Annotated in this window: 8 protein-coding genes; 5 read left to right on the top strand and 3 right to left on the bottom strand. The window is 40.3% G+C overall.

Annotated elements, in window-relative coordinates; all coding sequences use genetic code 11:
• Window positions 1-50: 50 nt before the first annotated feature.
• Window positions 51-953 carry a tRNA (5-methylaminomethyl-2-thiouridine)(34)-methyltransferase MnmD gene (locus tag CV014_RS23675; RefSeq protein ID WP_236144263.1) on the top strand — a complete coding sequence of 301 codons (903 nt, stop codon included), beginning with the start codon at window positions 51-53 and terminating at the stop codon, window positions 951-953.
• Window positions 954-1,507: 554 nt separating this feature from the next.
• Complete coding sequence (locus CV014_RS23670; RefSeq protein WP_236144262.1) at window positions 1,508-2,737, top strand: response regulator; 1,230 nt, start codon at window positions 1,508-1,510, stop codon at window positions 2,735-2,737.
• 180 nt (window positions 2,738-2,917) lie between these two features.
• Here the strand turns inward: CV014_RS23670 and CV014_RS23665 are convergent, their stop codons facing one another.
• Complete coding sequence (locus CV014_RS23665) at window positions 2,918-3,229, bottom strand: hypothetical protein (RefSeq protein ID WP_236144261.1); 312 nt, start codon at window positions 3,227-3,229, stop codon at window positions 2,918-2,920.
• Window positions 3,230-3,455: 226 nt separating this feature from the next.
• Window positions 3,456-3,806, bottom strand: a complete 351-nt coding sequence (locus CV014_RS23660) for a hypothetical protein (RefSeq protein ID WP_236144260.1) — start codon at window positions 3,804-3,806, stop codon at window positions 3,456-3,458.
• A gap of 190 nt (window positions 3,807-3,996) precedes the next feature.
• On the opposite strand from CV014_RS23660, the gene CV014_RS23655 reads away from it, so the two are divergent.
• Both CV014_RS23655 and CV014_RS23650 read left to right on the top strand, forming a co-directional pair.
• A complete protein-coding gene (locus CV014_RS23655) occupies window positions 3,997-5,202 on the top strand; it encodes an nSTAND1 domain-containing NTPase (protein ID WP_236144259.1) in 1,206 nt (401 codons plus the stop codon).
• A gap of 44 nt (window positions 5,203-5,246) precedes the next feature.
• Entirely contained in the window at window positions 5,247-9,194 is a 3,948-nt protein-coding gene (locus CV014_RS23650; protein WP_236144258.1) for an nSTAND1 domain-containing NTPase, read from the top strand.
• 109 nt (window positions 9,195-9,303) lie between these two features.
• Here CV014_RS23650 and hisD read toward each other — a convergent pair whose 3' ends face one another.
• The gene (hisD, locus tag CV014_RS23645) at window positions 9,304-10,599 is read right to left on the bottom strand and encodes a histidinol dehydrogenase (RefSeq protein WP_236144257.1); all 1,296 of its coding nucleotides are present in this window, start codon (window positions 10,597-10,599) and stop codon (window positions 9,304-9,306) included.
• A gap of 574 nt (window positions 10,600-11,173) precedes the next feature.
• On the opposite strand from hisD, the gene CV014_RS23640 reads away from it, so the two are divergent.
• Window positions 11,174-15,064, top strand: a complete 3,891-nt coding sequence (locus CV014_RS23640; protein ID WP_236144256.1) for a response regulator — start codon at window positions 11,174-11,176, stop codon at window positions 15,062-15,064.
• Window positions 15,065-15,214 lie beyond the last annotated feature (150 nt).

Genomic DNA, 15,214 nt, shown 5'->3' with positions numbered 1-15,214 from the left:
TACTCATTACTTCTGCGTTGTCTACCTTGTCCCCCTTCCCTTATCCTCCAATGTCTGATCTAGAAAATAATTTTACTCCCCAAATTACAGATGATGGTTCTTTGACATTCTTCTCCCAAGCCTTTGGGGAAGCTTTTCATAGCTATTTTGGAGCCAAGCAAGAAAGTTTTTTGAAATTTGTCAGTCCGACTCAATTAGCTGTGGCTGCTCAAAAACCTGTCGTGCGTTTATTGGATGTTTGTTACGGTCTAGGATACAACACAGCCGCAGCTTTGCAGACGATTTGGGCAGTCAATCCCGATTGCTATGTGGAATTGATTGGTTTAGAACTGAATCCATCTGTACCACAAGCCGCGATCGCTCATCATGTTTTAGACAACTGGGATTATGAACATACTGAGATTTTGACTCAGCTAGCTTTTGAACAGCAGGTAAATACCAACCGTCTCCAGGCAAAATTATTTATCGGTGATGCTAGAGAAGCAATTCAGATTGTGAATCAATCTAGTTTTACCGCCGATGCAATTTTTTTAGACCCCTTTTCACCTCCTCAGTGTCCTCAACTATGGACGGTTGAATTTATCCAACAAGTGGCTCTGTGTTTACACGCTGATGGTGTCTTAGCAACTTATTCTTGTGCTGCGTCTGTACGTACAGCTTTAACTTTAGCGGGATTACAAATTGGCTCGACTGCACCCGTGGGTAGGCGATCGCCTGGGACAGTAGCCGCCTATACTCAAGGTGAGCAATCTGCACCTCACCCTGCACTTCCTCCCCTATCTCCATCTGAGCAAGAACATCTACGCACTCGCGCAGCTATTCCCTACCGTGATCCACAATTGCATGATTCAGCTGCTGTGATCTTGCAACGACGACAGCAAGAACAACAAAATAGCTCTCTAGAACCTACTTCTCGTTGGCGAAAACGCTGGTCATTTGGTAATGACTCTTAGTCACCCCACATCTCCACAATAATTGAGTGCTGTATTTTAAGTGAAATGTAAAATTTTTAACAAATTTTGGTGGTTTATTGCTATTGTAGTGATAGCCTTGGTAAGCAAGTTTATCTTCTGTATTGTGATATACAAAAATTTTGTATATTCATGTATTGTTGGGGTTAATTGATCAACTGACTAAAATTTATGGATAAAAATACTGGAATTTATTAGTTAACAGTAAAAAACAACCTCAATTTGCTGATTTATAACTAGACATTCAGCAAAATTTGAACAAAGATTAATTTTCATGAGTTGATTATGAATAAAAATCTCAGTAAAAAACCTGATTTAACATTGCTTCAAATTCATCATACTTGAATAGGAAGCAGAGAGATTATATTAAGTTAATTCTAACTCCTCATAAAGTGTAAGTATTTGTGCATATTAGGCAAGCATTTTGTAGTGGTACTGAAAATGTGTGAGGAAGATCACGTTAGATATAACTAGCCAATCACATTCAATGTGGAACTTAAAAAGCTATTAATTTTTTAAAGGATTGGGGTGCTTCTGTGATTGAAAGGAGTAGAAAACACACAGGCTCTACTGAACAAAATTTGAGTGGGTCTCCAGCCCCTGTTCAAGTAAATGATAATAGCTCAAACCACAACCCAAAAGTGCAGAAAGTAGATAATTATTCTCTGGATATCTCCAAAGAAGATTTTATGGTTACAAAAAGCCAAAAATCTAATTCTTGGCTCAACACTAATCGCAACTCAGATTATGACGGCTTAATTCCCAAAACTATCAATACTGCTACTTTCCCAGTGAGGAGTTTTGATTCCGATCCGCCAAAAGTATTAGTGGTTGATGATCACACAGCTAGTAGAATGACAGCTGTTGCCTTACTATCGCTAGAAGGCTACACGGTCATTGAGGCAGAAAGTGGTTACATAGCTGTGGAAATGGTCAAACAACAGCAACCTGATCTAGTTTTACTAGATGTCATGATGCCTGGGATGGATGGATTTGAAGTCTGTCAACTAATTAAGCAGGAAGAAAACACAAGATTAATACCTGTAATTTTCATTACAGCATTAAACGACAGGCGATCGCGCATTCAAGGCATTGAAGTCGGAGCAGATGACTTTTTAAGCAAACCCTTCGACCGAGTAGAACTAGTAGCGCGCGTCAAATCCCTAGTCCGTCAGAAACGTCTAAATGAAGATTTAGACCACGCAGAACAAGCACTATTTTCCATCGCCAGAGCCGTGGAAAGTCGTGACCCCAACACTGGCGACCATTGTGAACGACTAGCCAAGATCGGCCAAATTTTTGGAGAATATCTCAATCTCCCCCGTTGCCAAATTCGAGATTTAGGATGGGGTGGTTATCTTCACGATATCGGTAAAGTAGGAATACCCGACGCAGTTCTACTCAAGCAAGGCGAACTCACCCCTGAAGATTGGGAAATTATGAAGCAACACGTAATGATTGGAGAAAAAATTTGCCAACCATTACGCAGTATGCAAGGTGTAATTCCCATTATTCGCCATCATCATGAACGCTGGGATGGTTCAGGTTATCCCGATGGTTTAAAGGGAAATGAAATCCCCTACATTGCTCAGGTATTCCAGATTATTGATATTTACGATGCTTTAACTAGTGAACGTCCCTATAAAAAAGCTTTCACTCCTGAAGAAGCATTATGTATCATGCTCGATGAAACTGATTCTGGATGGCGCAACCCCGAACTCATGCAGCAGTTTGCTGAATTTATTCTCTCGTGTGAATCCCACTAAGTTAATGTTAACTGTTGACTGTTGGCGGTTAGATATTTACAGCTAACCGCCAATAAATTTATGATTCTTGGTGTAATTTCAGGCGTTATACCAATTTTGGATTTTGTATTTTGGATTAAAAGCCTAGATTCCTAGACTATTCCAGAATCTCGAAATAATACTACCTATCCCAACTCGGTATTACTTCAGTGTAAATGTAGCTTTTTGATCACTAATATTTACACTTGTAAAATTGCTAAAGTGGTCTCCATTATTATCAGACCATTTAATTTCAAACTCAGCATCAGTCACACACTTAATATTCAGCTTTAGTGTATTTGACCAACTATCTCCAGCTTGTAAATTGCTTTTAGACGCTCCTAGCACAAGTTGATTCCAGCCTTCAATACTACCTTTATTTTTGACCCTGTGTCCATCTTTAGGGATGCTAATTTGCTGATTTGTACCATTTTTAAATGTTAATTCTACATTTTTACAACTACCTAACGCCACAACTTGATTTGTAGGTAATATAAACTCAGGGTAGTGACTCCCAAAAGTAGTGAAATTAGAGAGCCAGATTTTACGAGGGAATTTTTAGACATCATAATGATCCTCAAAATTGATAGAAACTGTTGACATTTGTTCGAGACTACAAATTAGTCAAAATCTGATGAATGCTTATCTCAGGAAAATAGAAAATACTATAAATAAATGCCCATGCAAATGCAGGGAAAAACTATGCTGCTTTCATCCATCGCTTACATAATTCTGTATTACCATTAGTATGCCGCTTGCAAGCTTGTAGCACTCTGGCTAGACATTTTTTTAATGCTGCCTTGTCAGGATGCTCAGAATTTAAACCATATTTTTCCTGACATTTTCTAGTCAATTCTGTAGTCTTTTCCTGGACTGTAGCCACTACCACATTTTCAGCCATAGTAGGGAGAGGAAAAATAACAGCTAAAAGTAACCCTGATGTGAAAGTAGTAGCGAAAAGTTTGCCTATTCGGGTTATCGGTTTAGCTTGTTTTTGAACTTGAGTAACTGCAAATTGAGATGTGACTAAAGTATTGTTGGGAATCATCATGCACCTCTAAACTTGTGTGAACCGTTATGTAAATTAGGTTCGCTTAGGGGTAGTACACACAATCAAGGGTGGCTGTGAAATCGATGATATCCCTAGAAATTACACGGATCAGTGGAGTTAGGGGTAGGTTAAAATTAGGGGTTATACTGTCCAACCCCTAACTTTTTGCGGAGACCGATGGTGTGAGAAAATGCCTAGAGCCACCTTTGGGTTACAAGTTAAAACTAGAGCTTTGCGCCTGTTAGAAGCATTACTGACTTTTGCTTCAGACAATTTAAATCAGGGAAATCCAGATATTCAATTTAAATGGTCAGAAGAAGATTCTCCCCATCCCAAGCTGTTAATTGATACTAAGTTGCGGTTTTTAGAGCAACTGACGCAGCAAGACCAATATGAAGGTAAACTCAGCAAGGCTCAAATTAAGGAAGCCTTGAAGCGCATGGAAGACTATCTGGGTATATTGGAAGACCACCGTTTAAAAGATAGGGGTTCGGAAGATTGGCGTTTTACGTTAACACTGTGGTCAAAGAAACTCACCAAAAACCTGGAAATGTTTGCACAAGTATGGGAAAGTCGCCAACCAGAAAAATCTAAACAACAAATTGCGGCAGTAAATTGGCAACATGATATTAAACAACATTTGACCAAATTATTTACCAATTCGCCAGTGATGGCTAACCCCTTTGGTGATGTAGGTTGTATCACTGATGCTAGTCGTTTTTTTGACAGAGAAGAACTTTTACGCCAAATTTTTGAAGAATTGAGTAAAGGGGTGAATATTTCGCTAGTTGGTGAATCACAGATTGGTAAATCATCAATTCTGCATAGAATTTGCCATCAAGCAGTCGAATGGGTATGCAATCACAGTAATTTATATGAAACTAAGTATGCGTACTTAAATTTACAATGGGTAGATAATGAGGATGAATTTTATGAAGCTTTGTGCGAAGAAGCTTTAAAAATTCCCCTGTGTCGTGGATTTCAATTAACACGCGCCTTACATGGTAAGCGTTACGTCCTGTGTTTAGATGAAATGGAAAAAATGACATGGGATGGTTTTACTAAACGAGTGCGGAGTCAATTACGGGGGTTAGCCGATGGTGGTAATGCACCTTTAAAGTTAGTAATTGCGAGTAGAACACCGTTGGCGCACTTGTTCCCAGACACACCTGAGTTAGATTCACCATTAGCGGGGATATGTCGTTCCTTGGATGTGAAACCTTTTTCTGAGGAAGTGGTGCAAGCTTTTATTACTCAACGCCTGCAAGGAACAGGTGTAATTTTTCATGAAGAAGAAATCAGAGAATTATTTGTACAAAGTCAAGGACATCCAGCACGGTTACAAGTCGCTGCTAGTAATTTATATATGCGTTATGTCCTGAGTGCTGAGTGCTGAGTGCTGAGTAATGACTAATGACTATTGACTATTGACCATTGACTATGCCTGAATTTCCTCGGTTTTATGGCAAAATTCCCCCTTATTTGCATCCATTCAACCCCATTCACTATGGTTTGCTGGCGTACTGGGTTTATTTTCGTCCTACAGCTTTGAATTGTTATCTTTATCAAGCTGCACCAGAAGTTTATTGTAGTCAAGGTTTGCGTCGTATATGGCGTTTGTGGCGCATCCGTGCATATCGCCACCTCTATGGGATGACGTTGTTAGTAATTACATTTTTTTGTGTGTTAGTTATATCGTTAGTGATTCCGCAAGAGGTATTAGCGCATAAAAATCAAGTCAATGGGGTGGTGGTAATTCCTCAAAGTGAAGTTGCAGTTTCAGCTTCATCTGACGGCACTGTGAGACTTTGGGATTTTAATTACAAACCTTCTTTATCTATTTTGCCTAGTAATCTTGCGGCTGTACTCAATAGCAATACCGATACCTTAGATAATACACACTGGCGAGAACAGTTAATTTGGCATAGTGGTGCTAAAGGCGTAAGTGCAGTTGCTGTAGGTACAAATCCACAAAAGCGATATGTAATTACTGGTTTGACTAACAATACATCTTTTGATTCTTATTTGTGGGAGATGATTCCCTATTTAGAGAAGACTTTTCATGTACATATTCATCATCGCCGCCTCAACAATAAAATCCAGAGTGTGGAAACTGGAACTTTGAAAGTTTGGGATTGGGAAACAGGCAAGTTTTTGCATACTCTAGCAGGACATACTCAAGTTGTGAATGCAGTCAGCATAGCATCCAATAATCTGACAGCCATCTCTGCCTCTGAGGATGCAACTGTGAAAATCTGGGATATTAATACTGGTCAGCTATTACGCACCCTTATTGGTCATCAGGCAGGGGTGAATGCAGTGGCCATCACTCCTGATAATTTTACAGTGATTTCTGCTTCTGAAGATTCAACTGTTAAAGTCTGGGATATCAAGACTGGTAATCTATTACACACTCTTGCTGGTCATCAGTCAGGAGTGAGAGCGATCGCAATCACTCCCGATAATTCTACCGCTATCTCTGCCTCTGGGGATGCAACTATTAAAGTTTGGGATATCAAGACTGGTCAAGAGTTACGCACTCTTGTCGGGCATAAATCAGGAGTGAATGCAGTGGTCATCACTCCCGATAATTCTACAGTTATTTCTGCCTCTGATGATCAAACTATCAAAGTCTGGGATATTAACACAGGTCAAGAATTACGCACCATCAAAGGAAATGGTGAAGCCGTGAAGTTATTGGGATTAACATCAGACGGTAAAAAGATCATCTATTTTACCGCTACAAGCACCGTTCCCCAGTTTTTAGATTGGCGACAGGGAATTAAACTCCACCGAGTCAATCAACTATTACACCACTTACATTTAGCTCATCTGGAATACTTACTCATGGTCATTATGGTGATGAGTGGGTTATTGACCATACCGTTAATTTTAGCCACCAGTGTGGCGACGTTTGGTTGTATGGGTGCGTTGATTGGTGGTGTGTTGGGTGTAATTATACTCCCCTATGTTTCGCCATTGTGGTATTTCCTCTCGCCACTCTATGGTACAGTACCCAATTCCCTGTTTGTCTTGGTGAAACTGGGATTTTACACCCGATTACTTCCGTTGGTAATGGCGGGTGGTGTCGCTAGTCGTAAGGCCTTCGGGGTAGTAGGTGGAGTCATATTATTTACAAGCTCATTTTCTATTTTCCTGGGAGTAACAGCAGATGTCATGCCAATATCTGCGAGTAGTCCTACTTTATTAACTAGGATTTTCGTAAGTTTAGGCGGTAGTATAGTGATTGCGATCGCCTACGGGGTTGTTTCTGGCATTATCAGTATACTGAGTAGTTCTCGGTTAGTTTTTCACCCTATTTATTTACTCCTCGCCTTGCATAGTCAATTCAGCACAGGTAAGCATCCTGTGGAATGGGATGAGTTAATCGTGCTACCACTACCATTCACAAAACGCATCATTACCCGACGTTTACAGCAAAATGAAGTTAAAGGTTTACAGTTACTCAGGGAAGTTGCCAGTAATCCATTTCAAAGGGCTATTGCTCAACAAGCAATACATATATACTTACATCAACAAGTTGCACCACTACGTTTTCTCTATCATTTATTAACCCATCCCGACTGGGAAACCTATATTTACCCACCAGTTAGCCAGCAAGATTGGCAAAAATTACCCGCCACTGGACAAGTCCTATTAGGTGAATTAGGTGGAAAATGGGTAAATTGCAGCAGTGATTGGTTTAACCAGCAAGCAGAACGCTGCATTTGGAAACTCACCCAATATTTACGCAACCATCACCAAACCCCACTCACTCGCTTTGCAGCCATGCTTTACCAACTGCTAGATGAAGGGGAAAAATTTGATGTATCTGCACATCACCAAACATATACAGACATAGTAAATTATCACGATGGTGCAGAAATCGCTCATTCATTTGCTGCTTTGGCAAAGTTTTTAGCTTACACGCAAATATCAGAGTTACCCCAAACTGTATCCACAGTCTCTGTATTGACTCCCGTTGACACAGCTATTCGTCCTCCGGTGTTAATTGCATTGGCTGAACTGGGAAAAGTCGGTGCGGAAGTGGCTACCTATCAAACTGCAACTAGTCGAGTCAATAAACTAGCTGCGTTAGCCCGTGCAAGTAAAAATCTAGATGACCTTGATAGATATATTGTGACAGAAGTAGTCACACCGGAAAAATCCCTACTGCGGCGAATTATTCAGCAGTGGCGACCCTTGCTAACTGAAGCTAGCGGTAAATTTGGGTTTTTGGAAATCACCCAACCAATAGCTAACCCCTATGTAATTGGTAATCCCGTCACAGGTAAGGTTTTTGTGGGACGAGAAGACATTATGCGCCGTTTAGAAGAACTATGGACAGTAGCAAGTCAGTGTCCGTCAGTTATTCTCTACGGTCATCGCCGGATGGGTAAATCGTCTATTCTACGGAATTTACATCCCAGATTAGGAGCCAACACTGTAATAGTAGACTTTAATATGCAACGGGTGGGCATGGTATTTAGTACAGGAGAATTAATTTATAATTTAGCGTTATCAATTTATGATGTTCTGCTCCCTGAACAGCATTTACAATTAGGAGAACCACAAGCAGAACGCTTTTTTGCGTATAATCCTTATACTGCACTTGACCGTTTTTTAAAACAAATTAATCAAGTCAGATATGAAAAGCGATTTATCATCACTATCGATGAATTTGAATTAATTGAACAACTGATTACCGAAAAATATTTAGAATCGAGATTTCTAGATTTTTTACGAGGATTAATTCAAACCTACCCTTGGTTAATCATCGCTTTTGCAGGCTTACATACTTTACAAGAAATGACCCAAGACTATTGGAATCCTCTATTTGGAAGTGTGACAGCTATTCCCGTTAGTTTTATTTCCCCTAAAGCCGCAGAGCGTTTAATTGTCCAACCTTCTGAGGATTTCAATATTGATTATGAACCAACAGCCGTTGCAATGATTATTCAATTGACTAATGGACAACCATATTTATTACAATTAATTGGGCATAGTTTAGTTACCTATTTTAATAGGCAAACCTTTGAATTAGGTGTAGAACGAGAAAGAAGATTTACATCTGCTGATGTAGAAACTGTAATTAATACACCAGAATTTTATCGGGATGGAAACGCCTATTTTAATGGTGTTTGGGTACAAGCTGCAAAAAGCCAACCTCCTGGTCAAATTGACATTTTACAGTCGCTCAGTCGGCAGAGTTTATCATTAACTGAAATTGTTAATTCTACAGGTATAAGTTTACCGGAAGTAGAAGCAGCTTTAACAACATTACAACGCCATGATGTAATTAAAAGTCATGGTGAACAATATATTTATACAGTAGAACTAATGCGTCGTTGGGTAATAGCTTGTAGGTACACTAGAGAACAGATTTAAAAGTATCTGAAAATCTGCTCTTGTTCTGTAGTTCAAATAGTTTGTAGTAAGGACTTTAGTCCTCATCTAAGGACTAAAGTCCTTACTACAAACTTCTTATTCTTTTTCTTTAAACCGCAGAATTTGATTTTAGGCGTATAGCCACACTCCCAGCATGAGCCGGTAAACCTTCGGCTGTGGCTAAGGTGACAGCAGCGTTACCAACTTCCTGTAGTGCAGCTTGATTGCATTCTAAATAGGTGATGCGTTTGAGAAAATCATAAACACTCAAACCGGAAGCAAAACGGGCAGAACGGGATGTAGGCAGAACATGATTAGGGCCACCTAAATAATCACCAATGGCTTCTGGGGTGTAACGTCCCAAAAACATACTCCCAGCACATTTAATTCGACTGGCGAGTAATTGGGGATGATCTACGCACAATTCTACGTGTTCGGGAGCTAGTTGATTAAGTAAGGGGATGCTATCTGCTAAATCCTCCACAATAATTACTGCACCATGTTTTTCCCAACTGGTGCTAGCTGCTTCTTGGGTAGATAGTTGGGGAATTACTTGTTCAACGGCGGCTATCACTTGTTGAGCAAAGCTTTCCGAGTCAGTAATTAGAATTGACTGTGCGCTGGGGTCATGTTCTGCTTGAGAGAGTAAATCCCAAGCTATCCATTCGGGATGGTTTTGAGCATCTGCGACCACTAAAATCTCAGAAGGCCCGGCGATGCTATCTATACCCACAGTACCGAATACTTGACGTTTAGCTTCCGCTACATAAGCATTACCAGGGCCGACAATCTTATCTACAGGGGTGATGGTTTCTGTACCATAGGCGAGGGCTGCTATTGCTTGCGCCCCACCAATACTATATATTTCCGTGACACCAGCCACTTGAGCCGCCGCCAAAACTGCGGGATTTATTTCCCCACGAGGCATGGGTACGGTCATCACAATGCGTTCCACACCTGCGATTTTAGCTGGTAGGGCATTCATCAGTACAGAACTAGGATAACTGGCGCGTCCTCCAGGGACGTAAATCCCAACTTGGGACAAAGCTACCCAATTTAAACCGAGTTTTACGCCTACAGTGTCTGTGTAACCGATATCCTGGGGTAGTTGCTTACTATGAAAGGCACTGATGCGTTCAGCAGCTAATTCTAAAGCGGCTATAACTTCCGGTGGACATTTAGCAGCTTGTTCCGCAATGAAGGTTGCACTTAAACGTAATGATTCAGGATTGAAATGGTCAAACCGACTAGTGTATTCCTTAACTGCGGCATCACCGCGCACTTTGACATCAGTGAGAATGTTATGCACTGTACCACTAACATCAACTGTTGCTTCCCGGCGGTCATTTACAAGGGCTTGGAATTTGGCGGTAAAGTCTTTGTCGGTTGTTTTCAGGAGTTGCATGGACAGTTTCTCTGAGCTAGTGCTGGCTGGCAGCAGGGACAATATTTAGTGTAGAACGCTGGGAGCGTTTCGTGACAGGAAATGGGGAATGGGGACTTTAGAGGTGTGCGGAGTTATTCAAAAGTCAAATATGAATTTGAAGATTCTGATCTGATTAAGTTTACTTATTAATCAGTCTTTGGTGTAGGAATAATTAATGGCAATATCTTTGATTTTCTCAAGGGTAAATATCACCATGATCGTATTATGAAAAATAATTATAACAACAAGGGTATTCTTACCCAAAATATAGCCAATAATTAAGTTATCAATTTATATGAAATAACTAATATTTTTAGTCACATATACCAGTAGATATTATGTCTCAACTGTATGATCACAATTGACATTTAAATTTTATCGTACAAGATAGAAGTATTGATAAATGACTCGATGAAAATCAGTATTATTATTGTGCATCTACCTTATTAGTTTTCACTGATTTAAAAAAGAAAAATATTATCTACAAATACTTGTAAATACTGAGATTTTCATCAACGAAAAACTTGTTTTTGCAAAACTACTTGATGTGCGTATGAATACTGAATTAAAACAATTAATATCGATTAGTCCCTACTCTATAAATACTGATATAAGTGATGATATTGGGAAATTGAGTCTGACATATGAACAATTTGTGACTTTGTTTCCCTTTCATTTGTTAATCAATCGCGACATGAAGATTGTGCAGGCGAGTGAAAAGATTCAACGGATTTTTGCACCTACATCATTAATTGGTAATTCCTTAACGGAACACTTCCAAATTCATCGTCCTAACCGCCTGGTGAACTTTGAGGCAATGAAGGCGCGATCGCGATCGCTGTTTCTGTTGCAACCCCAGCAACGAGAAGTCCAATTTAAAGGGCAAATGCTGTATCTAGAAGCATCTGATTTACTTTTGTTCCTAGCTTCTCCTCACATCACTGATATTGCTGATTTGAGAAATTTAGGTTTGAGTATTAACGATTTTCCTTTATACGACTCTGTTTTAGATAATCTCTTTTTATTGCAGGCACAAAATACTGCCTTGACAGATGCCCAAAAACTCACCTCTCAACTAAAATCTCAACAAGCAGAATTACGCGCCACGGTCTTATTATTCAGTAAACTAATTGAAAGCTTACAAGTAGGCATCTTATTAGAGGATGAAAATAGACAGGTTTTGTTGACAAATCAGGAATTTTGCCGGCAATTTAATATTTCCCAATCACCATCAACCTTACGAGGTCAGAACTATCAACAGATATCTGAGAACAGTAAACACCTGTTTACTCAACCAGAGGAATTTACGCGCCATCTCCATGAAGTAATTAACCAAGATCAAATCGTTCTCAATCAAGAATGGCATTTACAAGACGGACGCATTTTAGAACAAGACTATATTCCCATTGTTCTGGATAATCACCTATATGCTCATTTGTGGAAATATCGGGATGTTACCCAGCGCAAAAAATCAGAAAATGCGGTGAAATTAAGTGAAGAGAGGTTAAAACTCGCCCTAGATGCTGTAGCTGAAGGAATTTGGGATTGGAATCTAGTAACTGGAGAAATTTATCGCAGTTCACGTTGCTTTACCATGCTGGGTTATACCCTCGATGAGATGGAAGCAACAGGAATTAATCTGCGAAATCGGTTGGTTCATCCAGAAGATTTACCCCGAATGCAACAACAACTCAAAGCCCATCTTTGTGGAGAAACCCCAGTATATGAAGCGGAAATCCGTCTACTATCTAAGTCTGGGGAATGGAAATGGATTCTAGATAGGGGTAAGTTAGTCAGCAGTGATGCCCACGGAAAAGCTTTGAGAATGGTGGGAACACATTTAGATATCACCGAACGCAAACAAGCCGAGGCAGAACTAAAGCAGCAATATCAACGCGCCTTGCTGTTAAAGCAAATTACTGAAGAAATTCGACAGTCTTTAAAACTAGAAAAAATTCTTCAGACAACAGTAACAGAAGTGCAGAAGATTTTGCAGGCCGATCGCGTCCTGATTTTTCAAATCAACTCTGATGGTTCTGGTAAAGTGGTGCAGGAAGCTGTTGTTCCTGGATGGTCAGTGACTCTGGATCAAGATATTAATGATCCTTGTCTGAAGAAAGGATTTATTGAATGGTATCGGGACGGTAATATCACCACGATTAGTGATATAGAGCAAGCCGGATTGCAATTTTGCCATGTAGAATTCTTAAAGCAATTTCAAGTCAAAGCCAATCTCATTGTCCCGATTTTAGTGCGGGATGATTTGTGGGGTTTATTAATTGCCCATCAATGCGATCGCCCCAGACAATGGACAGAACTAGAACTGGATTTACTCAAACACCTAGCTGATCAAATGGGTATTGCTTTGCATCAAGCCCAATTACTATCTCAAGCCAGTCAACAAACTCAACTGCTAGCACGACAAAACGAAGAACTGAACCTAGCCAAGCAAGCAGCAGAAACCGCCAACATGGCTAAAAGTAACTTCCTGGCTACCATGAGTCATGAAATCCGCACCCCCATGAATGCCATCATCGGGATGACTGGATTACTTTTAGATACCACCCTAGAACCTGAGCAATTAGATTATGTCGAAACTATTCGTAACAGTGGTAATGCACTGTTAACCATCATCAATGATATTCTCGACTTTTCTAAAATTGAATCTGGCAACTTAGAGTTAGAAGCACAGCCTTTTGACTTACGTACCTGCGTCGAAGAGGTTTTAGATTTATTAGCACCGCAAGCTGCTTCCAAGGGAATTGAACTGATGTATCAACTAGCATCAGATACCCCCACACAGATTATTGGTGATATTACCCGCTTGCGTCAAATTCTCTGGAATTTAGTCAGTAACGCCGTCAAATTTACCAATGAAGGGGAAATTGTACTGGCGATCGCAGCACGTCCGTTAATTCGCTATCAATATGAGTGGCAGTTTACCGTTAAAGATACAGGGATTGGAATACCCAGCGATCGCCTACATCGACTGTTCAAGCCCTTTAGTCAGGTAGATGCTTCCATGACTAGGCGTTATGGTGGTACTGGTTTAGGACTAGCTATCAGTAAGCGTTTGTGTGAAATCATGGGTGGTAGAATGTGGGCAGAAAGTGAAATAGACAAGGGATCTAAATTTCACTTCACAGCCCTTTTACCCATCCCAACCCACAATACTGATACGGACTCTGACTTTGATCCAGAATTAGTAGGGAGGCGCATCCTACTGGCAGTAGGTAACGCTAACTTGCGTCAATGTCTGAGTTTACAACTGCAAACTTTAGGATTATCCGTCCAAATCGTCGATTCTCAGACTACAGCTTTGTGTTGTTTGTGGGAGGAGACACCTTTGAGTCTGGCTATCTTAGATATTGATAGTCCCAACATTACAAGCCTCAACCTCATAGCAAAAATTCGCGCCTTACCCAGATACCAAAATTTACCTTTAGTAATGTTGAGTTCTAAGGGAAAACAAACCTTAGAAGTCCAACAAATAGCAGCAGAGTTTACAGCATTTCTGCAAAAACCCGTCAGACAGTATCAGCTACACAACACACTCTTACAAATTGTGCGTCGTAGCTGGATAAAACAGTCAAATTCCCCAGATGTCCTTCCTTCGTACTCCCGATTACCCAAATCAAATCTGCCAAATATTGCTCATCAATTAGCAGAAACTTTACCATTTAAAATTTTGCTAGTTGAGGATGTGTTAGTCAACCAAAAAATTGCGATCAAAATGCTGCATCGCTTGGGTTATCGCGTAGATGTAGCTAATAATGGCTGTGAAGCTTTAGAAGCTTTACAAAGACAAATCTATGATGTGGTGTTTATGGACATCCAAATGCCGGAAATGGATGGTTGGGAAACCACTCATCGCATTCGCGCAGATTTTTCTCCCACAGTCCAACCTTGGATTATCGCCATGACAGCCCATGCACGCCCAGAAGATTGTCAACAGTGTTTGATGGCAGGGATGAATGATTATATTAGTAAACCCATTAGTGTGGAAGCTTTAGAAGCTGTCCTCAAAAAGTTTGGTTACGAACATTATCAAGTTGCAAAAAGAGCATCAAATGTGATGGAACAAGTTACACAGCCAATGGAAGAGAATATCTTTCCTTCTACATCCACAAATCAAGAATCCTATAGCAGCACAGTTGACTGCGTTTGTTCTCCTCATTATCCCCCTGTAGAGTCAGTAATTGACCTCAAAACCTTAGACTATTTACGCCAAATTGCGGATAGTGAAGCCGATAACATGATTATAGATATCATCCAAATCTACCTAGAAGATACCCCAGCCAGAATACACACCATTAGGGAAGCCGTAGCGGCAGGAGAACGTGATCAGTTGCAAAAAGCATCTCATGCTTTGCGATCGCCTAGTGTTAGTATCGGCGCAGTCAATCTAGGCAAAAATCTGCGCTGCCATAGAAGATTTAGCTAGGACACAAACCTTAGAGAGACTATCTAGTCTGGTTGATCAGCTAGAAAGTGAATATAAAAACGTTGTCTATGCTCTTCAAAGCCTTGTGAGCAATAGATAAGTAGTAAACTACACCAAATTGTAGGCAGTAGAAACACCCTGATGAAGTTG

The organism is Nostoc sp. CMAA1605 (assembly GCF_021596505.1).
GTDB lineage: Bacteria > Cyanobacteriota > Cyanobacteriia > Cyanobacteriales > Nostocaceae > Trichormus.
The sequence above is the reverse complement of the archived record's forward strand: the minus strand, read 5'-3'. Positions and strand labels throughout refer to the sequence as shown.

Excerpts from the sequence above, each read along its gene's own strand:
- CV014_RS23675 (WP_236144263.1), top strand. The coding sequence starts at position 51 with ATGTCTGATCTAGAAAATAATTTTACTCCCCAAATTACAGATGATGGT.
- CV014_RS23660 (WP_236144260.1), bottom strand. The coding sequence starts at position 3,806 with ATGATGATTCCCAACAATACTTTAGTCACATCTCAATTTGCAGTTACT.
- CV014_RS23655 (WP_236144259.1), top strand. The coding sequence starts at position 3,997 with ATGCCTAGAGCCACCTTTGGGTTACAAGTTAAAACTAGAGCTTTGCGC.
- CV014_RS23650 (WP_236144258.1), top strand. The coding sequence starts at position 5,247 with ATGCCTGAATTTCCTCGGTTTTATGGCAAAATTCCCCCTTATTTGCAT.
- hisD (WP_236144257.1), bottom strand. The coding sequence starts at position 10,599 with ATGCAACTCCTGAAAACAACCGACAAAGACTTTACCGCCAAATTCCAA.
- CV014_RS23640 (WP_236144256.1), top strand. The coding sequence starts at position 11,174 with ATGAATACTGAATTAAAACAATTAATATCGATTAGTCCCTACTCTATA.